Genomic DNA, 23333 nt, shown 5'->3' with positions numbered 1-23333 from the left:
TCGAGGACTTGTCCTTGGGTGTTGATGACCAGGCGGGTCAGGCGTGAGGTGCGGGCCAGGCGGTGGATGTCGCTGATCGGCAGCAGGTGCCCGGTAGCGATCAGCAACCCGGGCGCGAGCCGATCGGGGGCATGCCCACACGTACGACACGCATCCGCAGACGCTCTGGTTTCCGCTTGGGTGCCCCGGTCTGCGCGTCCTCCGCTGCCCGCACCGGTGCCCGCGGACCCGCTGGCGCCCGCATACGCGTCGGTGCCCGCATGCGCGTCGGTGCCCGCATGCGCGTCCCGGTCCGCGTGTTTCCCGCTTCCCACACCCGTGCCCGTGGCTGTGCGCGGGCCAGTGTGCGTGCTGGCGCCCACGCCGGTGCTGCTGCCCGCGCGTGTGCCTGTGTCCGGTTGTGGGTGATCGTGCCCAGGCGGGGATGCCCCGCCGGGTGGTGCCTGCTGACGGGAGTACCCCTCGGGTGGCCGGGTGTGATCGTCTCCGGGCTCGGGGGAGCGGGGGTGTTCGGGCTGATGGGGTGGGGTGTCCGGCTGGAGGGTCGGGGTGGGGATCGACTCGGCGGACTGGCCGGACTGGCCGGACTGGCCGGGCTCGGCGGGGATGGCGGGTCCGGTGGTCGGGGCGTCGGTGGTTGCGCCGTCGCTGCTGTCGTCCATACCGGGTGCGGCAGGTACGTCGTCGGGCATCGATTCGGCGCGGACCAAGATCAGCAACTCGGTGGAGACCTTCTTGGTCAGCAAGGCGGCGAAGGCGTCGGCCTGGCGGACCCGCAAGGGCCGGTCGTCGTCTTTGTCTTTGGGGCGGGCGTAGGCGGTCATGAACTCCACCAGCGCGGCGGACGCCTCCCGCGCAAGGCGGAACTCTCCCTCCACTCCACCGGTACGCGACTGCCGCATCAACAAAAACCGGGCGGCGTAATCGTCGTCGCACTCCTTGTCCAGCGTGCCCGGGTTCAGCAACTCCCGCAGATATCGGCCGACCTTGGCGATCTGCGCCGGAGAACCGTTCCCGGCCAACTCCGCCACGATCGGCTCAGCCCGCACGGCATCCTCGTCACTCAACTTGGCCGTCACCGCCGTAATCGCCTCCACCGACCCCTCCGGCAACAGACCCAAAGCAAACCGCTCCCGGATCACCGGCAAACGAGCCAACTCCACGGCCATCCGCATCAGCTGAGCCGCACCCCCCTTCCCCATCCCCGGCCCGACCCTGCCGACTGATCCCCCACCAGCACCGACCGCATCACCGCCGACGGACGCGCCTGCCGTGCGGTCCGCAACAGTGGCGCCCGCATCGGGAGTGAGGAGATCGGGATCGGCAGTGGTCAGGCCGGTGGCGGAGTCGCGGACGGCCGGGTCTGTGGTGGCCGGATCGGGAGTGGCGGGGTCTGTGGTGGCCGGGTTTGTGGTGGCCGGGCTGGGAATGGGCGTGCTGGAGCGGAGCCAGGTGCCGGTGGAGGCATGCCCGTGCGCCTTGGCCTCACCGGTCACATGAACCCGCTGCACCCGGGCGGCCAGCGCCGAGGTCACCAGATCCCGCGCCCGTATCAGCGTCTCGGCCTCATCCAGGCACAGTCCTGGAATGTCCGGCACGGCGGCAACCGCCAACCGTGCGGCGATCGCCAGCAACTCGCTCGCCAGCACCCCCGACCCCGCCGCCCCAACACCAGCGTCGCCGACACTGGTGCCGACGGGTTCGCCGATCGCATCACCGGCGACTGACCGGTCATCGCCGGGCGATCCGCCGATCGGGACGCCGCCACCGGCGTTGCGGTCATCTCTGCCGGGCGAGGCGAAATACGGATCGAGCGGAGTGCCCTTCAACAGCTCAGGAACCGCCCCGTTCACACCGGCGCCAGTGCCGGCACCGTCGGCGAAGGCGAAGGAGAAGGCCGGAACGGGTGAGGAGTGCTCCTCGGCCGAACAGTCATCGATCGAACCAACTGACACCCCCGAGCACCCCCTTCACCCCGCCGGAACGGTCCAACAACCCCCACGCTATCGACCGCCACCGACAAAATACGGTGCAAAGCCCGGACATAAGACCAGGTCACAAGCGCCGCAAAAGATCTACCGAACGACTGGACCCCGTCTCCGAGCTGCTGGGGAGCGTTTCGAAACGGCCCCACGCCCGCTCCCCGAACGGCAGGACCCGAACGGCCGCACGCCCGCTCCCCGAACGGCAGGACCCGAACGGCCGCACGCCCGCTCCCCGAACGGCTGGACCCGTATGGCAGGAACCGTATGGCTGGGGAGGGGACGCCGCTGCCGGTCGTTGCCCGGCACCGGGTCGCCCACCCCACCGCCTCCCGGACAGGGGCCAGGTCAGGGCACCGGGCGGCGGCGTGCCCGGTAGGCCGCCACATGCATGCGGTTCCCGCACGTACGGCTGTCGCAGTAGACCCGGGACCGGTTCCTCGACTCGTCCACGAACACGTGCGCGCAGTCGGGGGCGGCGCACGTCCGCAGCCGTTCCCACTCGTCCTCGACCAGGACGTGGGCGAGGGCGACGCCGCAGTCGGCCGCGAGATGCTCGGCGACCGAGGCGCCCGGCGCGAAGTAGTGCACGTGCAGGGGGAAGCCGTCATGCTCGGTGAGACTCGGCGTGATCCGCGTCCGGGTGAGCAGGGTGTTGAGCCGCGCGACCGCCGTCGCCCGGTCGGGGGCGGTGAAGACCTCGTGGAAGGCGGCGCGCAGCGTCCGCACCTCGGCGAGGTCACGCGTGGTGAGCGCTCCCACCTCGCTGACGTGGCGGCGTCTGACGAGCGCCTCGAGGTCCGCCATGTCGGCCAGCCCGTCCCGCTCGCCGGACCTGGTGTTGATCAGGTCGACCACGGTGGCCAGCGAGTACACCATGTCATGGCTGAAGGGCATGGCATCTCCCTATGTCGGGGCGGGGGCAGCGTACCCCGCGGGGAGGCTCGGAGCGGTCGCCATGACCGCACAACCCCGTCACGATCAGCCGGCCGCCGCGGCGGCCGCGCACGACCCGCAGGTGCCGAAGACCTCGACGGTGTGCGTGATCTCGGTGAACCCGTGTTCTGCGCCGACCACCTCGGCCCAGCGCTCCACGGCGGGCCCGGCCACCTCGACGGTGCGGCCGCAGAGGCGGCAGACCAGATGGTGGTGGTGCGTCTCGCTTTCGCACGCCCGGTAGACGGACTCGCCGTCGTCGGTGCGCAGCACGTCGACGCAGCCCGCGTCGGACAGCGACTGGAGCGCGCGGTAAACGGTCGTCAGGCCGATCTTCGAGCCGTCCGCGCGCATCGAGGCGAACACGTCCTGCGCGCTCCGGAAACCGGTGCTCTGGCGGAGGATCTCGTGAACGGCGTCGCGGCTCTTGGTCATCAGGGCTCCTGTGTACGGCTCAGCACTATGAATCTACCGAGCCCGGCGAAGGGTGAGGACCGGACGGACCCGCCCTGTCCCGCGCCCTCCACACTGCCAAAGTACGCGCGGGCCGCTCAGATCAGCCCGAGCCGGGTCGCCGTCAGCAACACGAGGAACGTCACCAGCGCCACCCGCAGCAGCCTCCCGCTGGGACGTAGCGACGGCCACGACAGGTAGGCCAGCCACACGACGAACACGAGGACCGGCGCGACGACCACGGCTCCCCGCCAGTCGGGCAGGACCAGCCCGCCGAGCAGCAGGACGACCATCGCCAGCGGGACCAGCCAGCGCGGAAGCTGGAACAGGAAGACCAGCGGCGCGGCGCTCCTCTGCTCGACCGACCGCCGCACCCCCGTCGCGCCCGGGGTGAAGAACTGCTCACCGGCGGGCAGCGGCCGTCGCGCCGGTCGTGCCCCGCGGGCGGCGCGCGCACCGGGGGCGGGCTTGCGCGCGAGCGGGTGCGCTTGGACCTTCGGGCGCCGGGGCGGATCGGTTTCGCTTCCCACGTTCCGAGCCTAGCCACCCCGGTGGCCGGGGCGCACCTCCGCGCGGCGTGGTGGCATGCTGGGCGCCATGCTCGCCGTGATCCGCTACTCGGTGCCCGGCTCCCAGGCCGGGGAGTTCACCGTGCAGGCCCGTGCCATCCTCGACGTTCTCGCCGGTCAGCCCGGATACCTGCGGGGGCAGGTCGGCAGGGCGGTCGACGAGCCGGCCCTGTGGGCCGTGGTCAGCGAGTGGGAGGGCGCGGGGTTCTACCGCCGGGCGCTGTCGGCGGCGCGGATGGCGATGTACCCGCTGATGACCCTCATGATCAACGAGCCGAGCGCGTACGAGGGGGTGTACGGCCTGCCCGGCGAGGCGGGCTCCGAGGGCGCCGTTGGCGAGGTCTGAGCGCGGCGGCTTGGGATTCCCCTAAGCTGGACCACGGATTCGGGCAGGTGCCCAGCCGTACGGCTGCTCGCGGCACGCGACTCCGCCGGGCTGCCCGGCCCGGTTCACCGGGGATCACCTGGATCCCGGCCCCGATCTCAAACGCCGACACCCAGCCGGATGGAGCTCCACTGATGGCACGCCGCACCGACGTCCTGGAAACGATCGTCAGTCTCGCCAAACGGCGGGGCCTGGTCTTCCCGTCGAGCGAGATCTACGGAGGCCTGCGGGCGTCCTGGGACTACGGGCCTCTCGGTGTCGAGCTGAAGAACAACGTCAAGCGTGAGTGGTGGAAGTCCGTCGTGCAGGGCCGCGACGACGTCGTCGGCCTCGACTCGTCCGTCATCCTCGCCCGCGAGGTGTGGCAGGCCAGCGGGCACGTGGACACGTTCACCGACCCGCTGACCGAGTGCCAGTCGTGCCACAAGCGGTTCCGGGCCGACCACCTGCTGGAGGCGTACGCCGCCAAGCACGGCGCCGAGCCCGCGGGCGGCCTGGCCGACGTGAGCTGCCCCAACTGCGGCAACAAGGGCACGTTCACCGAGCCGCGGCAGTTCAGCGGCCTGCTGAAGACCTACCTCGGCCCGGTCGAGGACGAGTCGGGCCTGGCGTACCTGCGGCCGGAGACGGCGCAGGGCATCTTCATCAACTACCTGAACGTGCAGCAGTCGGCCCGCAGGAAGATCCCGTTCGGCATCGGCCAGATCGGCAAGTCGTTCCGCAACGAGATCACGCCGGGCAACTTCATCTTCCGCACCCGCGAGTTCGAGCAGATGGAGATGGAGTTCTTCGTCAAGCCGGGCAGCGACGAGGAGTGGCACCAGTACTGGATCGACGAGCGCCTGCGCTGGTACGTCGACCTGGGCGTCAACAAGGACAACCTCCGGCTGTACGAGCACCCGGCGGAGAAGCTGGCCCACTACGCAAAGCGCACCGTCGACATCGAGTACCGCTTCAACTTCACGGGCGGCGAGTGGGGCGAGCTCGAAGGCATCGCCAACCGCACCGACTTCGACCTGACCGCGCACGGCAAGGCGTCCGGAACGGACCTGTCGTTCTTCGAGCAGGAATCGGGCGAGCGCTACGTGCCGTACGTCATCGAGCCGGCGGCGGGTGTCGACCGGGCGACGCTGATGTTCCTCCTCGACGCCTACACCGTGGACGAGGCGCCCAACTCCAAGGGCGTGATGGAGGAGCGGACGGTCATGCGGCTCGACCACCGGCTGGCCCCGGTCAAGGTGGCGGTGCTCCCGCTGTCGCGTAACGCCGACCTGTCGCCGAAGGCCCGTGACCTCGCCGCGCTGCTGCGCCGCCGGTGGAACGTCGACTTCGACGACGCGGGCGCGATCGGGCGCCGCTACCGCCGCCAGGACGAGATCGGAACTCCGTTCGCGATTACGGTCGACTTCGACACCCTGGAGGACCAGGCCGTGACGATCCGGGAGCGGGACACCATGTCCCAGCAGCGGGTCGCGCTCGACCAGGTCGAGTCGTACCTGCGTCAGCACCTCAACGACTGACGGCCCAGGCTCCGGCTTCGGGAAAGGGCGCCTTCCGGGAATTCCGGGGAGGCGCCTTTTCCTATGTTCTCCCGGTGTCCGGGAATTCGCTGAAAGAGTAATGCGCCAATGGTGAAATGCGCCGTCGGCGAAACGGCCGGGCCCTTTCCGGTGGTCGGGGGTTATGGTCTTTTCAGCCCGCCACACCACTGTCGAAGGGGGACCCAATGGACCCGACGTACGACCGTCTCGCATCCGGCCAGCTGGGACAGCGCCTGCTTGAGCAGCGGATCGTCGTGCTCGGTGAGGAGGTCACCGACGAGATCGCCAACCGGATCTGCTCGGAGCTCCTCCTGCTGACCGCCGACGACTCCCGGCGCGACATCAGCCTCTACATCAATTCCCCGGGCGGGTCGGTCTCCGCCGGGCTGGCCATTTACGACGTTATGCAGTACGTCCCCAATGACGTGGTCACGGTCGGCATGGGACTGGCCGCGTCAATGGGACAGTTCCTGCTCTGCGCGGGGGCCGCCGGCAAGCGTTACGCGCTGCCGCACGCCCGGATCATGATGCACCAGCCGCACGGCGGCATCGGCGGCACGGCGGCCGACATCGCGATCCAGGCGGAGCAGATGCGCCACTCGAAGCGGACGCTGGCCGAGCGGATCGCCTTCCACACCGGCCAGCCGGTGGAGCGCATCGAGACCGACGCCGACCGGGACCGCTGGTTCACCGCCGAGGAGGCCAGAGAGTACGGGATGGTCGACCACGTGGTGACGGGCGTGGCCGCCGTCCGCCCCGCCCCCTGACCGTGCCCCCTGACCGTGCCCCCTGACCGTGCCCCCTGACCGTGCCCCCTGACCGTGCCCCCTGACCGGGCCCCCTGACTCCGCCGATGGTCCGGAACGGAGGTTACGGACAGGCGGCTACGAAAAAATTCTCAATCCAGCCAATCGCCCTGTGATCTGCCGAAAGGTAACCAGGACGTCTCAAGGGCGCAGATTCCCTCGCATGGAGTCGGCATCGATGGGGAAGGTCTCCACAACCGCTCAGAAGTGACACGGTTTGGCAACAAATGTGCCGAGTGCTTCAGTGGGGTATTGGGGCAAAATGCTCCGTTACGGCCACCGCCGGTTCGGCGGAGACCATCGATCGATCGATATGGAGGAACGGTGACGCCGACCAACCCCCGCCGCCCGAAGAAGGGACCGTCGACCGGATCGGGCGAGCCACGCCGGCGGATCTTCCCGCCCATGATCCTCGCGACCGCGCTCGTGTTGACCGCGTCAGGCGGCATCGGAGTGACGGCGGCATCGGCTGCCACGCCCGTCGCACCGACCGAGACTCCCGTGCCCGACCCCGTGGTCACGGCGACGATCACCGTGACGCCGACGGCCACCCCGGCCGAGACCCTGGCGGTCACGCCCGCCCCCGTTCCCGCCGTCGAGGTGCCCCTGGTGGGTCCGTTCCTCGACGCGCTGCACGGCGAGGTGGTCGTGCCGACCAAGGACCTGTGCGGCGTCGTCACGGTCTTCACCCAGACCGGCAAGGCGGTCGCCGTGACGGAGGGCTCGATCACCATCCGAAGCCAGGACGGCTTCGAGCGGTCGTACGCGATCGACGACTCCACACAGGTGTTCACGGGCCGCCGCGGCGGCGAGATCCCGCAGAACGCCTGGGTCTCCGTGGTCGCGCCCATCCAGGCCGGCACGCAGGACCCCGCCCCGGAGAGCCCGGCTCCGTCCGGCACGCCGACTCTCCCCGAGGCCACGCCCACGCCTACTGAGGCGGTCCCCACGCCTACTGAGGCGGTCCCCACGCCCACCCCGACTCCCACTGAGGCGACACCCACCACCGAGGCGACCCCGACACCCCCGAGCGGGACGGACACCATCCCCTCGCAGGTCGAGACGACGTCCGCCGCCCCTCAGGGGGAGCAGGCGACGGCCGCCCACGTCTTCGACCTCTCGCGGCCGAGCAAGAAGCTGGGCCACCTGGGCAGGATCTCTCTGTACTCCCTGAAGTGGCGCGGCGGGAAGCCCGTCTGGCGCGCTCCCCGGCCCTGCCCGACGCCGACGGCCACCCCCACTGAGTCGCCGACCGACACGCCTACCCCGACCGACACGCCCACCCCGACCGATACGCCCACGGAGAGCGTGACCCCCACGCCCACGCCCACGGACACCCCGGCCCCGGCTCCCACGCCCTGATCGCCCGCCGGCCGGCCCTCGCCTCCCCGGGAGGGCCGGCCCGGCCTGTCAGCCGGCGAGGGGAGGGGCGGCGGCGGGAATGGGCCCCGCGTCCCGGTACCGGGACGGCGGATGCCCGGTGACGCGCTTGAAGGCGTTGCTGAAGGCGCTCTCCGAGGCGTACCCCCACTCGGCGGCCACCGAGGCGACCGTCCGGTCACCGGTACGCAGCGCCCGGGCCGCCGACCGGATGCGCCAGTGGGTCAGGTAGTCCAGCGGCGGCAGCCCGACGAGGGACCGGAACCGCTGGGCGAAGGCCGAGCGGGACAGGCCCACCTGACCGGCGAGGGAGGCGACCGTCCAGCGGCGAGTGGCCTGCTGGTGCATGAGCGCGAGGGCGGCGCCGATCTGCGGGTCGTTCAGCGCCCCCAGCCAGCCGGGCACGTCCCGCGCGCCGGCGAGGTGCGCGCGCAGGGTCTGGACGAACAGGATCCGGGTCAGGTTCTCATTCATGATCTCCGCCCCCAGCGGCTCACCCGTGGCCTCGTCGGCGAGCATCGCCAGCAGGGGGCGCAGAACCCGGGCCTGAGGGCTGCCCGAGGGAACGCGCGCGATCGGTGGCAGGCAGTCGAGGAGCAGGGCCGCGCTCGTGTCGTCGAGGGTGATGCTGCCGCCGACGAGGACGGTCCGCGCCGCGTCCGGGCCGGCGGTGCCGTACCGGACGTTCCGGGGATCGGGGGCCCGGAGGTAGACGTCGTGGCCGTCCACCGGTTCGGCATCGGGGCCGTCGGCCACCTCGTACGGCCGGCCGCCTGTGAGCAGGTAGCAGTCGCCCTCCGACAGCGTCACCGCCGGGGTGCCGTCGACGGTGATCAGGCAGGAGCCGGACACCGCGGCGCCGACCTTGATGTGCCGGTAGCCCTGGAAGCGCAGCGCCCACCGGCCGGTCGCCTCGAACCGGGACGAGTAGGCGCCGCCGATGTTCAGCAAGGTCAGGACGTCGGACAGAGGGTCCACGGCTACTCCGGACGATCGCGCATGGATGGCGGACTCTGCCTCATGGAGAGCCCGGGTGGGTCGCTGTAGCGTGCTCACGACCCACTCCTCCGAAAGGTACAAAACGGTGCAATATTCGCAAATCGGGACCACCGGCGTCTTCGTCTCCCGCCTCTCCCTGGGGGCCATGAGCTTCGGCGGGAGGGAGGAGCCCTGGAAGACCGTCGGGGGCCTGGACGTCAAGGAGACCGGCCGTCTGGTCGGCGCCGCCCTCGACCGCGGGGTGAACCTGATCGACACCGCCGACGTCTACGGCACGGGCGCGTCGGAGGACCTGCTCGGCCAGGTGCTCGGGGATCGCCGCCGTGACGTGGTGCTGGCCACGAAGATGACCGCGCGGATGGGCCCAGGCCCCAACGAGGTCGGCCAGTCCCGGCTGCACATCATGCGGTCGCTCGAAGACAGCCTGCGCAGGCTCCGCACCGACCACGTCGACCTCTACCAGATCCACAACATGGACCCGATCACGCCCTTCGAGGAGTCGCTTGCCGCCCTCGACGACGCCGTGCGCCAGGGCAAGGTCCGCTACATCGGCGCCTCCAACCTGACCGCCTGGCAGATGATGAAGGCCGTGGGCGTCTCCGAGCGGCGGGGATGGGCCCGCTTCTGCTCCCTGCAGTCCTACTACTCGCTCGCGGGGCGCGACATCGAGCGGGAGATCCTGCCGCTGCTGCGGGAGGAGAAGCTCGGCCTGCTGGTCTGGAGCCCCCTCGCGGGCGGCCTGCTGTCGGGCAAGTTCGACCGGAACGGCTCCAGCGACGGCGGCGCGCGCCGTGCCCAGTACGAGTTCCCGCCGGTGAACGCGGAACGCGCGTACGACGTCATCGACGCCCTGCGCGTGGTCGCCGCCCGGCACGAGACCGGGGTGGCCCGCGTGGCGCTGGCCTGGGTGCTCGCGCAGCCCGGCGTGACCAGCGCCATCATCGGAGCCAAACGCCCGGACCAGCTGGAGGAGAACCTGGCCGCCGCCGATCTGGAGCTGACCGCGGAGGACCTCGCCGAGCTGGACGCGGTCAGCGCGCTCCCGGTGGAGTATCCCGGCTGGATACAGGCCGACCGGTCCTACCGCTACCCCCAGACGGCCTGACGCCGCCGTTCAGCAGCGAAGGCCCTTGGCGGGCACCTTGCCGCCCAGCAGGTAGGAGTTGACCGCCGTGTCGATGCAGGGGCTCTGGCCGTACGCGCCGTGTCCCTCTCCGGCCAGTGTGAGCAGCACGCCGGTGCGGAGCTGGGCGGTGAGCCTGGGCGCCCACTGGTACGGCGTGGCGGGGTCGTTGGTGACGCCGACCACCACGATGGGGTTGGACCCGGTCGCGTTCACCCGCCGGGCGGCGTCGTTCCCGGGCACCGGCCAGACGCTGCAGCTTCCCGCGCTCGCGGCGGTCGGGGCGAACAGCGGGGTCTGCGCGTCCAGCCGCCGTGCCAGGTCCTCCGCCTGGGCGACGCTCGGCCGGTCGGTGGTGTCGGCGCACAGGATGGCGGGCAGCGAGAACTGCAGGCTCGTGTAGGTGCCGTCCGGCCGGCGTCCGGCGTACTCGTCGGCCAGCGTGAGCAGCCCCCGCATGTCGCCCTTCCCGGCGTCGCGGATCGCCTCGGTCAGCAGCGGCCAGGTGAGCCTGCTGTACAGCGCCTGCACGACCCCGGCCCGTGCGATGTCCTCGGTCACCACGCGGCCGTCCGACTTCACCGGCTGCCGTTCGAGCCCGCGCAGCAGGTTGAGCACGGTGGCGTTCGCCGTGGCGGTGTCCGCCCCGAGGGGGCAGCTCGTCCGCGTCTTCGCGCAGTCGGCCAGATAGTCCTCGTACGCCTTCTGGAAGCCGAGCGCCTGGGTCTTGGCCATGTCCAGCATGCCGACCGACGGGTCGACGGCGGAGTCCAGCACCATCCGGCCGACGGCCCGGGGGAAGAGCGTGGCGTAGACGGCGCCGAGGTGGGTGCCGTACGAGAAGCCGAAGTAGTTGAGCCGCGGCTCGCCCAGGGACTGGCGGAGCGACTCCATGTCGCGTGCCGCGTTCATGGTCCCCACGTACGGCAGGATGCGTCCGGCGGACCGCTGGCATCCCCGCGCGAAGTCGGTGGCGAGCCGGGTCTCCTCCTCGGTGCTGTCGCTGGGCTCCCGCGAGAGCCACTGGTCCATCTGCGGGCCGCTCAGGCAGTGGATGCCTCCGCTGCGGTCCACGCCTCTGGGGTCGAAGCTGACCAGGTCGTAGCGGCGGCCGAGGGCGGCGAAGGCGGACGCCGCGTTGAGCAGCGTGGACACGCCGGAGCCGCCCGGCCCGCCGAAGTTGAACACCAGCGCGCCGATCCGCCTGCCGGTGTCGGTCGCACGCAGCCGGACGAGCGCGATTCCGATCTTCTCGCCCTCGGGTTTGGCGTAGTCGAGCGGGACCGGCATCGTGGCGCACTCGAACCCGGCCGAGGAGGACGCCTCCTTGCACGGGCCCCACGACAGCCCGGCCGACGGGGTGGCGTGGCCGGCGACGGCGAACCTCCCCCCGCCGCAGCCGGTCGCCGCCAGCGACATCGCGCCGGCCCCCACGATTGCCGCCAGCACGGCGCGAACGACCCTTCGCGACACGAGCACCCTCCGCAGTCGACGATTAAGACGATTAATCGGAGGGGTGCTCCTTTCATACCGCAGGGCCGCGCCGGGCGCGGGCAGACTCACCGGATCATCGTTTCCCGAAAGGTCTACACCAATTGCCCGCATGGAGCCCGCGATTGGTTCATACCAGTGGGCTTTACTGCGGAGAGGAGAGGAGTAGACCTCCGTATGTACCTCTAGCTGGGGATATGCCGCATCTGGTCAGGTGTGCGATTAGATGGGGAATTTCATCGGTAGAGTCCGGGTGCGGGGTTGATCCGCGCGTTTCATTGAAGCCGGAAGGAGCCTGTCGTGCCCAAGTACGTTTACGACTTCACCGAGGGCAACAAGGACCTCAAGGACCTGCTCGGTGGTAAGGGCGCCAATCTGGCGGAAATGACCAATCTCGGTCTGCCGGTGCCACACGGCTTCACCATCACGACCGAGGCGTGCCGCCACTACCTCCGCGGCGGCGACCTGCCGGACGGCTTCGGCGAGGAGGTCGGCGCCCATCTCGCCGGCCTGGAGACCCGTACGGGCAGGCGGCTCGGCGACGCGGACGACCCGCTGCTCGTCAGTGTCCGCTCCGGGGCGAAGTTCTCGATGCCCGGGATGATGGAGACGGTGCTCAACATCGGGCTGAACGACCGGTCGGTCCTCGGCCTGGCCAAGCAGGCGGGCGACGAACGCTTCGCGTGGGACTCCTACCGCAGGCTCATCCAGATGTTCGGCAAGACCGTGATGGGCGTCGACGGCGACCTGTTCGAGACCGCGATGGACGAGCTGAAGGGCGACCGGGAGGACACCGGCCTCGACGCCGCCGACCTGCGGCGGCTCGTCGGCACCTTCAAGGGCATCGTCCGGGCGGAGACCGGGCGCGACTTCCCCTCCGATCCCCGCGAGCAGATGGAGCTCGCGATCAACGCGGTCTTCGCGTCGTGGAACGCCCCCAGGGCCGTCCTCTACCGCCGCCAGGAGCGCATCCCCGCCGGGCTCGGCACGGCCGTCAGCGTGGTCACCATGGTGTTCGGCAACCTCGGCGCGGACTCGGGGACCGGCGTGGCCTTCACCCGCGACCCCGGCTCCGGCAGGCGCGGCGTCTACGGCGACTACCTGCAGAACGCGCAGGGCGAGGACGTGGTGGCGGGCATCCGCAACACCGTCCCCCTCCAGGAGCTGGAGGTCATCGACCCCGCGTCCTACCGTGAACTCCTCGACATCATGGCCCGGCTGGAGCGGCACTACCGCGACCTGTGCGACATCGAGTTCACGATCGAGCGCGGCAGACTGTGGATGCTCCAGACCCGGGTCGGCAAGCGGACGGCGGAGGCGGCCTTCCGCATCGCCACTCAGCTCGTCGACGAGGGCCTGATCGACATGGACGAGGCCCTGACCCGGGTCACCGGCGACCAGCTCGCGCACCTCATGTTCCCCCGGTTCTCCGCCACCACCGGCCCACGGCTGACCACCGGCATGAACGCCTCGCCGGGGGCCGCCGTGGGACGCGCCGTCTTCAGCTCCGAGCGCGCCGTCGAGCTGGCCGCCGAGGGGGAGGCGGTCATCCTCGTACGCCGCGAGACCAACCCAGACGACCTGTCCGGGATGATCGCGGCGCACGGCGTCCTCACCTCCAGGGGCGGCAAGACCTCGCACGCCGCCGTGGTCGCCCGCGGCATGGGCAAGACCTGCGTGTGCGGCGCCGAGGAGCTCGACGTCGACACCCACGCCCGGCGGTTCACCGCCCCCGGCGGGGTGACGGTCGGCGAGGGCGACGTCATCTCCATCGACGGCACCAGCGGCGCGGTCTACCTCGGCGAGGTGCCCGTGGTCGCCTCGCCCGTGGCGGAGTACTTCGAGGGCGCGCCCCCCGCCGACGATCTGGTGCGCGCCGTCGACCGCGTCATGGCCCGCGCCGACGCCGTCCGCCGCCTGGCCGTACGGGCGAACGCGGACACCCCGGCGGACGCGGCGCGCGCCCGCCGGTTCGGCGCCCAGGGGATCGGCCTGTGCCGCACCGAGCACATGTTCCTGGGCGAACGGCGGCGGCTGGTGGAGGACCTGATCCTCGCAACCACACCCAAGGAGCGGCAGGCGGCCCTCGACGCGCTCGAGCCGCTCCAGACGGCCGACTTCACCGGGCTGTTCGCCGCCATGGAGGGGCTGCCGGTGACGATCCGGCTGATCGACCCGCCGCTGCACGAGTTCCTGCCCGACCTCACCGCGCTGTCGGTCAGGGTGGCCCTCGCGGGCGACGGCGCCGCCGCGAAGGACCGCGAACTGCTCGGCGCCGTACGGCGGCTGCATGAGGAGAACCCGATGCTGGGCCTGCGCGGCGTGCGGCTCGGGCTGGCCGTCCCCGGCCTGTTCGCCATGCAGGTGCGGGCCATCGCCGCGGCGGCGAGCAGGAGCGCCGACCCCAGGGCGGAGATCATGATCCCGCTGGTCGGGGCCGTCCAGGAGCTGGAGATCGTCCGCGAGGAGGCCGCGGCGATTCTCGCCGACGCCGGCGTTGACGCGCTCATCGGCACGATGATCGAGGTGCCGAGGGCGGCCCTCACGGCCGGGCAGATCGCCGAGGCGGCGCAGTTCTTCTCCTTCGGCACCAACGACCTGACCCAGATGACGTGGGGCTTCTCCCGGGACGACGTCGAGAGCGCGTTCTTCGGCCGCTACCTCGACCTCGGCGTCTTCGGCGTCTCGCCGTTCGAGTCCATCGACGTCGGCGGCGTGGGCCGGCTCATGCGGATGGCGGTGGAGGAGGGCAGGCGGACCAGGCCCGGTCTCAAGATGGGCATCTGCGGCGAGCACGGGGGAGACCCCGACTCCGTCCATTTCTGTCACGAGATCGGGCTCGACTACGTGTCCTGCTCGCCGTTCCGCATCCCGGTGGCCCGGCTGGAGGCCGGCCGGGCGGCCCTGACCGGCTCCGGGCCGGACACCCGCTGAGTGGAATTCCACAGATTCCCCGGACCGGTTGTGGAAGTCCCTGGTCGGATCGGAGGGAATTGACCGAGCGGGTGTGGCGGGTCACGGGCTATTGATGGCGTGAACCGATTTGATCACTCTACGTACCTACCGCATGGGAGGGCGTGGAGTGAGAAGACGTCTGTACCTACCGCTGCTGGCGGTCCTCACGGCGCTCCTCGCCGTCGTGGCCGCCGGGCCCCCGGCGTCGTCGGCCTCCGCAGGGACGCAGGTGACGTCGGGGACGTCCTCGGCGGAGCCGCCGCCGTCGAAGCAGTACCAGGTGGACGGCCCCGCGACCGTCGCCCAGCGCAGCGCCGTGGCCCGCACGGGAGCCGCGATCGACGAGGTCCACGGCAGGGGCCTGGTCGTCACCGCCAGACCCGAGGAGGTCAGGGCCATCCGCGCGCTGGGCTTCCGGGTCACCGAGCTCCCGGACGGCTCGCAGGCCGACGGGCAGGCCCGGACCTTCGACTTCCCCCCGGCCGACTCCGGCTATCACAACTACGCCGAGCTCACCGCCGAGGTGAACGCGCTCGTCGCCGCCCACCCGGCCATCGTGAGCAAGTTCAGCTACGGCCGGTCATACGAAGGCCGCGACATGATCGGTGTGAAGATCAGCGACAACGTCGGCACCGACGAGAACGAGCCCGAGGTGCTGTTCACCGCGCACCAGCACGCGCGCGAGCACCTCACGGTCGAGATGGCCATCTACGTGATGCACATGTTCGCCGACGGCTACGGCTCCGACTCCCAGATCACCGGCCTGGTCAACACGCGGGAGATCTGGATCCTGCCCGACCTCAATCCCGACGGCGGCGAGTACGACGTGGCGACCGGGTCCTACCGGTCGTGGCGCAAGAACCGGCAGCCCAACTCCGGCTCCTCCAGCGTGGGGACCGACCTCAACCGCAACTGGGCCTACAACTGGGGCTGCTGCGGCGGCTCGTCGGGCAGCCCGTCCAGTGAGACGTACCGGGGGGCGTCCGCCGAGTCGGCGCCCGAGGTGCGGCAGGCGGCGAACTTCGTCCGCGGGCGGGTGGTCGGCGGCGTCCAGCAGATCAAGGCCGCCATCGACTGGCACACCTACGCCGAGCTCGTCCTGTGGCCGTACGGGTACACCACGGCCGACACCGGCCCCGGGCTGACGCAGGACGACAGGGACGCGCACGCCGCTCTCGGCCGCAGCATGGCGGCGACGAACGGCTACACGGCCGAGCAGTCGAGCGACCTCTACATCACCGACGGCTCGATCGACGACTGGCTGTGGGGGACCCAGAAGATCTTCAGCTACACGTTCGAGATGTACCCGACGACGAGCAGCCCCGGCTTCTACCCGCCGGACGAGGCGATCCCCACGCAGACCTCACGCAACCGGGCGGCTGTGCTGCAGCTGGTGAGCAACGCCGACTGCGTCTACCGGGTCATCGGCAAGGAGGCCGCGTACTGCGGCACCGGCACGCCCCCGGTGACCGTCTACTCCGACACGTTCGAGACCGCCACCGGCTGGACCGCGAACGCGTCGGGCACCGACACCGCGACGACGGGGGTGTGGGAGCGGGCCGTCCCGCAGGCCACGGACTCCAGCGGTCCCAAGCAGCTCGCCACCCCGGTCAGCGGCTCCTACGACCTGGTGACCGGCGCCGCGGCCGGGGCGAGCGCGGGCGACGGCGACGTGGACGGCGGGGTGACCACGATCCGGTCCCCGGCGATCACGCTGCCGGCGTCGGGGACGCTCACGCTGTCGTTCTCCTGGTACCTCGCCCACGGGTCCAACGCGTCCTCGGCCGACTATCTGCGGGTGAGCGTGGCGGGGAGCACGACGAGCACCGTCTTCCAGCAGCTCGGCGCGGCCTCCGACCGCGACGCCGCGTGGGCGACGGCCACCGCGTCGCTCACCGGGTTCGCCGGGCAGACGGTGCGGGTCGTCGTCGAGGCGGCCGACGCGTCGACGGCGAGCCTCGTCGAGGCCGCCGTGGACGACGTGCGGATCACTCAGTCGTAGGCAGTCGTAGATAGGCAGTCGCCGACGACGGCGTCAGTCCCACTCCCACCGGATGCCGCGCACGCCGGGACGGGCGCCGGTGTCCACCAGGTGGGCGGTGCCGAACGCGTCGACCCGCAGCTCGCCGGCGTCCCTCGGCGGGGCCGACGCGTCCGGCGACCAGGTGTGGAAACAGCGCACGGGCAGGTGGGCGCCCATGAACCGCACCTGCACGAGATGCTGGTCGACCGGCGCCCGCAGGTGCCGCAGGTGCTCGTCGGCCCGCAGCGCAGGCCCGGAGAACGCCGTCGAGTACTCGGCGACGTGCGTCTCCCCGGGCCCCAGCGGGTGATCGAAGATCAGCTCGGTGAGCGTCCGGGCGCCCGTGCCGTCGTCACGGCTCCGCCCGAGCCTGCAGTACTCGGTGTGGAGCAGCCGCGTCCCCGGGGGGTGCGCGACCACGTAGCGGTCCGCCCCGGGGGCCGTGGCCCGCAGCACCATCCGCGCCCGCGCCAGAAGACGGGTCCGGTCGGCCGCCACGGTCACCTGCTCGTGGTGGCTGAGCACGGTCAGCGCCTCCCGCCCCGGCTGCCCGCCTCGCGGGCGGGGCGGGCCGAGCAGGCCGATCAGGGCGTAGTCGGGGAGCGCCAGGATCTCCTCCAGCTCCCGTACGGCCGCGAGCGACGCCGCCCGCTCCGGGCGTGACCGGCCGCGCTGCCAGTAGCTGAGGCTCGACAGGCTGACCCGTACGCCGCGCTCGCGCAGCCGGGAACGCAGACGATCGAGGCTCAGGCCGCGGGCGCGGATGGCGGCCCGCAGGGCCTGCTCGAAGGGCCCGGAACGGAGGACCTCCGCGAGCTCCTGATCCACCACCAAGGCCCTTCGTGGGAGCGGGAGTTCTTCCTCGGAGCGTCCCTTGGGGAGGGAAAGCCGAGTATCACTCATGACGCCGGTCTCGACAAGAGCGGCGCGTCGCGTGTGACGCGGGGCGGGATTTGTCGTGAAGCGGGGCGTTCGGGGGTACGCTCCTTTCCCCGCTGCCGGGGGGCGCCGCGAGGAAGGAGGACGCATGGCCCGTTACGACGAGCACGACCAGGCGAGATGGGTGCCTGAACCGCCGGGCAACCCCGAGCGGAGCGCGTTCGAGCGGGATCGGGCACGGGTGCTGCACAGCGCGTCACTGCGCAGGCTGGCCGCCAAGACCCAGGTGGTCACCCCGACGGACTACTCCAGCCCCCACAGCCCCCGCACCCGGCTCACCCACTCGCTGGAGTGCGCCCAGATCGGCCGGGAGATGGGCAAGATCCTCGGACGCGACCCCGACCTGGTGGAGACCGCCTGCCTCGCGCACGACCTGGGCCACCCTCCGTTCGGCCACAACGGGGAGGCCGCCCTGAACGAGATGGCCGCGGGGTGCGGGGGGTTCCAGGGCAACGCCCAGAACCTGCGCCTGCTCACCCGGCTGGAGGCCAAGGTCATCACCGAGGACGGCCGCAGTGCCGGGCTCAACCTGACCCGGGCGGCCCTCGACGCGGTCTGCAAGTACCCCTGGGCGGGCTCCACCTGCCGTCTGCCCGGCGTCCCCCACGCGAGGGACGGCCAGCCGTACTGCGTCTACCCCGACGACCTCGCCGTCTTCCACTGGGTGCGGGAGGGGGCGCCCGACTACGCGGTGAGCTTCGAGGCGCAGATCATGGACTGGGCCGACGACGTGGCCTACTCGGTCCACGACCTGGAGGACGCGCTGACCTCCGGCCATGTCACGGCGGAGGCGCTGCGCGACCCGGAGGAGCGGCTGGAGGTCTGCCGGCTGACCCGCAACTGGTACGCGGGGGACGCCGACGAGGCCGAGCTCGCGGAGATCTTCACGCGGCTGGTCGGCGAGCCGTTGTGGCCGGGCAGCTTCGACGCCGGGCTGGTCGACCTGGCCGCGCTCAAGCGCCTCACCAGCGCCCTCATCGGGCGCTTCTGCAGGTCCGCGCAGGACGCCACCCGCGAGGCGTACGGCTGCCGCCCGGTCCCGGGGCGCGCGGGCGGTGAGGGGCGCGACCGCTACTCGGCGGACCTCGTCGTGCCCAGGACCACCCGGCTGGAGTGCGCCCTCCTCAAGGGCGTCACCGCGTACTACGTGATGTCGCGGGAGGACCATCACGCCACCCAGGCACGGCAGCGTGAACTCATCGCGGAGCTGGGCTCCCTGATCGTGCTCGGCGCCCCCATGACGCTGGAGCCCGCCCTCCGGCACGACTTCGAGAACGCCGCCGACGACGCCGGGAGGCTGCGCGCGGTCGTCGACCAGATCGCCTCGCTCACCGACGCCTCCGCGATGGCCTGGCACCGGCGGCTGTCCGCGCACTCCGGCGCCCCTGGCCGGTTCGGCTGAGGCCTAGGCCGGCGTGACGTTCAGGGGGACCACCACGCGGGTGTCGTCGGGGTCGGCCTTCTTCGGCGGCTTGGTCTCCTTGGGCTGCGGCTCATTCGGCTTGGAGGCGCACAGCTGCGAGCACTGCGGGAGCGTGCCGACCTTCTTGCGCAGGGCCAGGGTCTCCTTGCGCGGCGACAGCGTGCGGTTCCCGTCGTCCCAGGCGTCGAGGTACGTCCAGGGCGGCACCATGCCGCGGCGAACCCACCAGTAGGCGGGCGGCGCGGGCCAGGAGACGGCGAAGTAGAGGTTGCTCGCGGTGTCGCGGGCGTTTCCGGAGTTGCCCACCCGGCCGAGCCGCTGACCCGCCTTGACGCGGACGCCGGGCCGCAGCCCCGGCTCGACGGAGTCGAGGTGGCCGCCGAGGTACAGCACGCCGTCCTCGCCCTTCACGGTGACGAACCGTCCCTCCCGGTCCTTGCCGTGGTCCGTGGAGGGCTTCCACTGGTTGCTGAGGTTGACCTCGCGGACCACGCCGTCCACCGGGGAGACGAACGCGCATCCCTTGCCCGCCCAGATCGTGGTCTTCGGCAGCACCAGCAGCTTCCGGGAGTACGACACCTTGCACCCCTTGACGGGGAATGTGTAGGTGTACGCGGACAGCTTGGGCGGCGGGATCCGTACCGGATCTCCCGCCTGCGGCAGGCCGGCGGCCCCCGTGGGGGACGGCTCGGCGGCTGCCGGGGCGCCTCCCACCGGAGGCGAGGGCGGCAGCGTGCTCACGCCCGCCACACCGGCGGGCGCGCCGCAAGCGGCGGCCAGGCACGTGGCGCCCGCGATGGCGGCCAGTCTCCCCGATCGCATGATCTCCACCTGGTTGACGTTACCGAACCTTTCCTTTGTAACGGACCACGGGAATCGTCACGACCAGTTCGGAAAAGTCACGTCTATACCGTGATGGACCGATCTCGTCTGCCGATGCCGTGTGACGGGCGGAGCCCGGCGTGTCGCAGGCAGGCTCTAGACTCGCGAGCGTGGCAGGGCGGATCAGTGACGAGGACATCGCGCTCGTGCGGGAGCGCTCCGCGATCGCCGACGTCGTCGGCGAGCACATCCAGCTGCGCAACGCCGGCGGCGGCAACCTGAAGGGCCTGTGCCCCTTCCACGAGGAGAAGTCGCCCTCGTTCAACGTCACCCCGGCCAGGGGTTACTACTACTGCTTCGGCTGCGCCGAGGGTGGCGACGTCATCACGTTCGTCCGCAAGATCGAGAACCTGACCTTCACCGAGGCCGTCGAGCGGCTGGCGCAGCGGGCCGGGATCCAGCTCCGTTACGAGCAGGGGGGATACGTCCCCGGCCGCGAGCAGGGGGAGCGGCAGCGGCTCATCGAGGCGCACCGCGCCGCCGCCGAGTTCTACGCCGAGCGGCTCGCCGCGCCCGACGCCGCGGCCGGCCGGCGCTTCCTGTCGGAGCGCGGCTTCGAGCGCGCCGACGCCGAGCGCTTCGGGGTCGGCCACGCCCCGGCCGAGTGGGAGGCGCTGTCGCGGCACCTGATGGGCCGCGGGTTCACCTCCTCCGAGCTCATCAAGGGAGGGCTCGCCCGGGAGGGCCGCCGGGGCCCGGTCGACCGGTTCCGGGGCCGGCTGGTCTGGCCGATCCGCGACATCACCGGCGACGTCATCGGGTTCGGCGCGCGCAAGCTGCTCGACTCCGACGACGGCCCGAAGTACCTGAACACCCCGGAGAGCCCGATCTACCACAAGGGCTCCGTGCTGTACGGCGTCGACCTGGCCAAGCGGGAGATCGCCCGGCGCTCCCAGGCGGTGATCGTCGAGGGGTACACCGACGTCATGGCCTGCCACCTGGCCGGGGTGCCGACCGCGGTGGCCACCTGCGGCACGTCGTTCGGTGAGGAACACATCAAGGTCCTGCGCCGGCTTCTCCTCGACCAGGCCGAGTTCCGGGGCGAGGTCATCTTCACCTTCGACGGCGACTCCGCCGGGCAGAAGGCGGCCCTCCGCGCGTTCGCCGACGAGCAGAAGTTCGTCACCCAGACCTTCGTCGCCGTCCAGTCCGACGGGCTCGACCCGTGCGACCTGCGGGTCAAGCAGGGCGACGCCGCCGTCCGCGACCTGGTCGCCAGCCGCGAGCCGCTGTTCGCCTTCGCCCTGCGCAGCGTCCTGTCGCGCTATGACCTGAACACCAACGAGGGCCGCCTGTCGGCGCTGGACGCCGCAGCCCCCATCGTGGGCGCGATCAAGGACCCGGGGCTGCGCAAGACCTACGTGGTCGACCTCGACCGCTGGCTCGGCTTCATGGACGAGGGCTTCGTCATCCAGCGCATCCAGCAGATCATCGGACGGGCCCAGCAGCGCGGCCCGGGGCACCCGCGCCAGCCGGGCCGTCCCGGCGGCCCTGGAACGTCTGGAGCCGCTGGAGCGCCTGGGGGGCCCGCCGCGCCGGCCCGCCAGGAGCCGCTCGACCCCGCCCTGCGACTGGAGGCGGAGGCGCTCAAGCTCGCCGTGCAGCGGCCCGCGCTGCTCGGGCCCGAGTTCGACGCGCTCGGCTCTGAGGCGTTCACCCTGCCCGAGCACGTCGCGCTCCACTCGCTCATCACCGCGGCCGGGGGGACGGCCGCCGGAGGCCCCGGCGGCCGGGAATGGGTCGACCTGCTGCTGGCCCAGGCCGCCGAAGCGCCCGGGGAGGCCGGGATCGACCTGCGGTCGCTCGTGACGCGCTTCGCCGTCGAGGCCCTGCGGGCGGACGTCACCGGCGAGGAGCGGTACGGCGCGGCGGTCCTGGCCAAGCTCCAGGAGACCGCCGTCGCGCGGGCCGTCACGCAGGTCAAGTCGCGGCTCCAGCGGCTCAACCCGGTCGAGGAGCAGCAGGAGTACAACCGGCTCTTCGGGGAGCTCGTGGCTCTCGAACAGCAGCGACGGGTGTTGCGAGAACGCGCCACCGGAGCGTGAATAAGCAAACCTTTCCAGATCTCACATCCGCCAAACACATGTTTTGATCTCGGTTCGGTATTGACTTCCGCCTTACCTTGGGTGACAAAAATAGGCCTGCCATTTCCCTGTGCCTATACCGCACACTGTGATGCGTGGGTGCATCGGTGCTGCCAAGCAGGCCGCCATCGGTAGACCAGGTGGCGGACCTCGTCGCGAAGGGAAGGGAACGCGGAAGCGTCACGGTTGACGACGTGGCCGCCGCGCTCGACCGATCAGAGCTGCCGGCTGACGCGCTTGAACGCGTCGTCCGGATGCTCGCCGAGAACGGGGTCGAGGTGCTCGAGCCGCAAGGCGATGACGAGCCCAGCAGGCCCGACGAGGAGGATGTCGGTAAACGCGCGCCAACCAGTGACCTGGTCAGGATCTATCTCCGTGAGATCGGCAGGGTCCCTCTGCTGACGGCGGAGGAGGAGGTGGAGCTCGCCAAGGCCATCGAGGCCGGCCTGTTCGCCGAGGACAAGCTCTGTGAGACGGTGGCCGCCAGGCTGGTCCGTCCCGAGCTGGAGGACCTGGTGTGGGACGGCGTCCGGGCCAAGCAGCGGCTCATCGAGGCCAACCTGCGGCTCGTGGTGTCCATCGCCAAGCGCTACGTCGGCCGGGGAATGCTGTTCCTCGATCTTATTCAGGAGGGCAACCTCGGTCTTATCCGCGCGGTTGAGAAATTCGACTACACCAAGGGATACAAGTTCTCCACGTACGCCACGTGGTGGATTCGCCAGGCGATCACCCGGGCGATAGCGGATCAGGCCAGGACGATCCGAATTCCGGTGCACATGGTCGAGACGATCAACAAGCTGGTCCGGGTACAGCGTCAGCTCCACCAGGATCTCGGCCGGGAGCCCGCCCCCGAGGAGATCGCCGCCGAGATGGACCTGCCCATCGACCGGGTGGTGGAGATCCAGCGCATCGCTCAGGAGCCGGTCTCGCTGCAGTCCCCGATCGGCGAGGAGGACTCCGACCTCGGCGACTTCATCGAGGACGCCGACGCCGTGGTGCCGATCGAGGCGGCCGCGTTCATCATGCTGCAGGACCAGCTCGACGACATCCTCGCCACCCTGTCCGAGCGCGAGCAGCGCATCATCCAGCTCAGGTTCGGCCTGGCCGACGGCCACCCCCGGACGCTGGAAGAGGTCGGCAGGGAGTTCGGCGTGACGCGCGAGCGGATCCGGCAGATCGAGTCCAAGACGCTGGCCAAGCTGCGCCATCCCACGCGGGCCCAGATGCTCCGCGACTACCTGGACTGACCGCCGTGGGGGGGGGGGGGGGGGCCGGGGGGGGGGGGCCCCGCCCCGGGGGGGCGGGGGCGCCGCGCCCCGCGCTCGGGGCGGGGGCGGGTGGTTTGTGGTTGTGGTTGCGGGG

Annotated in this window: 17 protein-coding genes and 1 pseudogene; 10 read left to right on the top strand and 8 right to left on the bottom strand. The window is 71.2% G+C overall.

Going from position 1 to position 23333, the window contains the following annotated elements; all coding sequences use genetic code 11:
• From AB0B72_RS38865 to AB0B72_RS38850, 4 genes and pseudogenes are all read right to left on the bottom strand, one after another.
• Positions 1-1853 (bottom strand): annotated as a pseudogene (locus AB0B72_RS38865) (hypothetical protein); the annotation flags it as partial.
• A 477-nt stretch (positions 1854-2330) separates the two neighbouring features.
• Entirely contained in the window at positions 2331-2879 is a 549-nt protein-coding gene (locus AB0B72_RS38860) for a CGNR zinc finger domain-containing protein (RefSeq protein WP_367744691.1), read from the bottom strand.
• A gap of 84 nt (positions 2880-2963) precedes the next feature.
• A complete protein-coding gene (locus tag AB0B72_RS38855; RefSeq protein ID WP_367744690.1) occupies positions 2964-3353 on the bottom strand; it encodes a Fur family transcriptional regulator in 390 nt (129 codons plus the stop codon).
• 116 nt (positions 3354-3469) lie between these two features.
• Positions 3470-3901, bottom strand: coding sequence for a DUF6703 family protein (locus AB0B72_RS38850; RefSeq protein ID WP_367744686.1), 432 nt, complete (start codon positions 3899-3901; stop codon positions 3470-3472).
• Between the two features lie 67 nt (positions 3902-3968).
• Between AB0B72_RS38850 and AB0B72_RS38845 the strand changes: the two genes are divergently transcribed.
• From AB0B72_RS38845 to AB0B72_RS38830, 4 genes are all read left to right on the top strand, one after another.
• Positions 3969-4286 (top strand): antibiotic biosynthesis monooxygenase, encoded by a 318-nt coding sequence (locus AB0B72_RS38845; protein WP_367744683.1) that lies wholly within the window; start codon positions 3969-3971, stop codon positions 4284-4286.
• 173 nt (positions 4287-4459) lie between these two features.
• Positions 4460-5845 carry a glycine--tRNA ligase gene (locus AB0B72_RS38840; protein ID WP_367744680.1) on the top strand — a complete coding sequence of 462 codons (1386 nt, stop codon included), beginning with the start codon at positions 4460-4462 and terminating at the stop codon, positions 5843-5845.
• Positions 5846-6051: 206 nt separating this feature from the next.
• On the top strand, positions 6052-6633 hold the full coding sequence (locus AB0B72_RS38835) for an ATP-dependent Clp protease proteolytic subunit (protein ID WP_367744678.1): 582 nt from the start codon (positions 6052-6054) through the stop codon (positions 6631-6633).
• 363 nt (positions 6634-6996) lie between these two features.
• Positions 6997-8034: a hypothetical protein gene (locus tag AB0B72_RS38830; RefSeq protein WP_367744676.1), complete on the top strand. Its 1038-nt coding sequence runs from the start codon at positions 6997-6999 to the stop codon at positions 8032-8034.
• A gap of 48 nt (positions 8035-8082) precedes the next feature.
• On the opposite strand, the gene AB0B72_RS38825 is transcribed toward AB0B72_RS38830, so the two are convergent.
• On the bottom strand, positions 8083-9030 hold the full coding sequence (locus tag AB0B72_RS38825; protein ID WP_367744674.1) for an AraC family transcriptional regulator: 948 nt from the start codon (positions 9028-9030) through the stop codon (positions 8083-8085).
• Between the two features lie 106 nt (positions 9031-9136).
• Between AB0B72_RS38825 and AB0B72_RS38820 the strand changes: the two genes are divergently transcribed.
• Positions 9137-10156 (top strand): aldo/keto reductase, encoded by a 1020-nt coding sequence (locus AB0B72_RS38820; RefSeq protein WP_367744673.1) that lies wholly within the window; start codon positions 9137-9139, stop codon positions 10154-10156.
• A gap of 9 nt (positions 10157-10165) precedes the next feature.
• On the opposite strand, the gene AB0B72_RS38815 is transcribed toward AB0B72_RS38820, so the two are convergent.
• Positions 10166-11647, bottom strand: coding sequence for an alpha/beta hydrolase (locus AB0B72_RS38815; protein ID WP_367744672.1), 1482 nt, complete (start codon positions 11645-11647; stop codon positions 10166-10168).
• A 318-nt stretch (positions 11648-11965) separates the two neighbouring features.
• Between AB0B72_RS38815 and ppdK the strand changes: the two genes are divergently transcribed.
• Complete coding sequence (gene ppdK, locus AB0B72_RS38810; RefSeq protein ID WP_367744671.1) at positions 11966-14599, top strand: pyruvate, phosphate dikinase; 2634 nt, start codon at positions 11966-11968, stop codon at positions 14597-14599.
• Between the two features lie 148 nt (positions 14600-14747).
• Positions 14748-16622, top strand: coding sequence for a M14 family zinc carboxypeptidase (locus AB0B72_RS38805; RefSeq protein ID WP_367744670.1), 1875 nt, complete (start codon positions 14748-14750; stop codon positions 16620-16622).
• Positions 16623-16655: 33 nt separating this feature from the next.
• Here AB0B72_RS38805 and AB0B72_RS38800 read toward each other — a convergent pair whose 3' ends face one another.
• A complete protein-coding gene (locus AB0B72_RS38800) occupies positions 16656-17471 on the bottom strand; it encodes a hypothetical protein (RefSeq protein WP_367744669.1) in 816 nt (271 codons plus the stop codon).
• Between the two features lie 199 nt (positions 17472-17670).
• Between AB0B72_RS38800 and AB0B72_RS38795 the strand changes: the two genes are divergently transcribed.
• Complete coding sequence (locus tag AB0B72_RS38795; protein WP_367744668.1) at positions 17671-18984, top strand: deoxyguanosinetriphosphate triphosphohydrolase; 1314 nt, start codon at positions 17671-17673, stop codon at positions 18982-18984.
• 3 nt (positions 18985-18987) lie between these two features.
• Here the strand turns inward: AB0B72_RS38795 and AB0B72_RS38790 are convergent, their stop codons facing one another.
• On the bottom strand, positions 18988-19827 hold the full coding sequence (locus AB0B72_RS38790) for a M23 family metallopeptidase (RefSeq protein ID WP_367744666.1): 840 nt from the start codon (positions 19825-19827) through the stop codon (positions 18988-18990).
• A gap of 170 nt (positions 19828-19997) precedes the next feature.
• Here AB0B72_RS38790 and dnaG point away from each other — a divergent pair, with 170 nt between their 5' ends.
• Together dnaG and rpoD are read left to right on the top strand one after the other, a co-directional pair.
• Positions 19998-21932, top strand: coding sequence for a DNA primase (dnaG, locus tag AB0B72_RS38785; protein ID WP_367744665.1), 1935 nt, complete (start codon positions 19998-20000; stop codon positions 21930-21932).
• Positions 21933-22078: 146 nt separating this feature from the next.
• The gene (gene rpoD / locus AB0B72_RS38780) at positions 22079-23218 is read left to right on the top strand and encodes an RNA polymerase sigma factor RpoD (RefSeq protein ID WP_367744692.1); all 1140 of its coding nucleotides are present in this window, start codon (positions 22079-22081) and stop codon (positions 23216-23218) included.
• Positions 23219-23333: the final 115 nt, after the last annotated feature.

Origin of the sequence: Microbispora sp. NPDC049125 (assembly GCF_040802045.1) — a bacterium.
GTDB lineage: Bacteria > Actinomycetota > Actinomycetes > Streptosporangiales > Streptosporangiaceae > Microbispora.
This window is presented reverse-complemented; position numbering and strand designations above follow the sequence as displayed.

What these genes read in the sequence shown, in the direction of transcription:
- AB0B72_RS38855 (WP_367744690.1), bottom strand. Translation starts at nt 3,353, where the DNA reads ATGACCAAGAGCCGCGACGCCGTTCACGAGATCCTCCGCCAGAGCACC.
- AB0B72_RS38835 (WP_367744678.1), top strand. Translation starts at nt 6,052, where the DNA reads ATGGACCCGACGTACGACCGTCTCGCATCCGGCCAGCTGGGACAGCGC.
- AB0B72_RS38790 (WP_367744666.1), bottom strand. Translation starts at nt 19,827, where the DNA reads ATGCGATCGGGGAGACTGGCCGCCATCGCGGGCGCCACGTGCCTGGCC.
- AB0B72_RS38845 (WP_367744683.1), top strand. Translation starts at nt 3,969, where the DNA reads ATGCTCGCCGTGATCCGCTACTCGGTGCCCGGCTCCCAGGCCGGGGAG.
- AB0B72_RS38860 (WP_367744691.1), bottom strand. Translation starts at nt 2,879, where the DNA reads ATGCCCTTCAGCCATGACATGGTGTACTCGCTGGCCACCGTGGTCGAC.
- AB0B72_RS38795 (WP_367744668.1), top strand. Translation starts at nt 17,671, where the DNA reads ATGGCCCGTTACGACGAGCACGACCAGGCGAGATGGGTGCCTGAACCG.
- AB0B72_RS38840 (WP_367744680.1), top strand. Translation starts at nt 4,460, where the DNA reads ATGGCACGCCGCACCGACGTCCTGGAAACGATCGTCAGTCTCGCCAAA.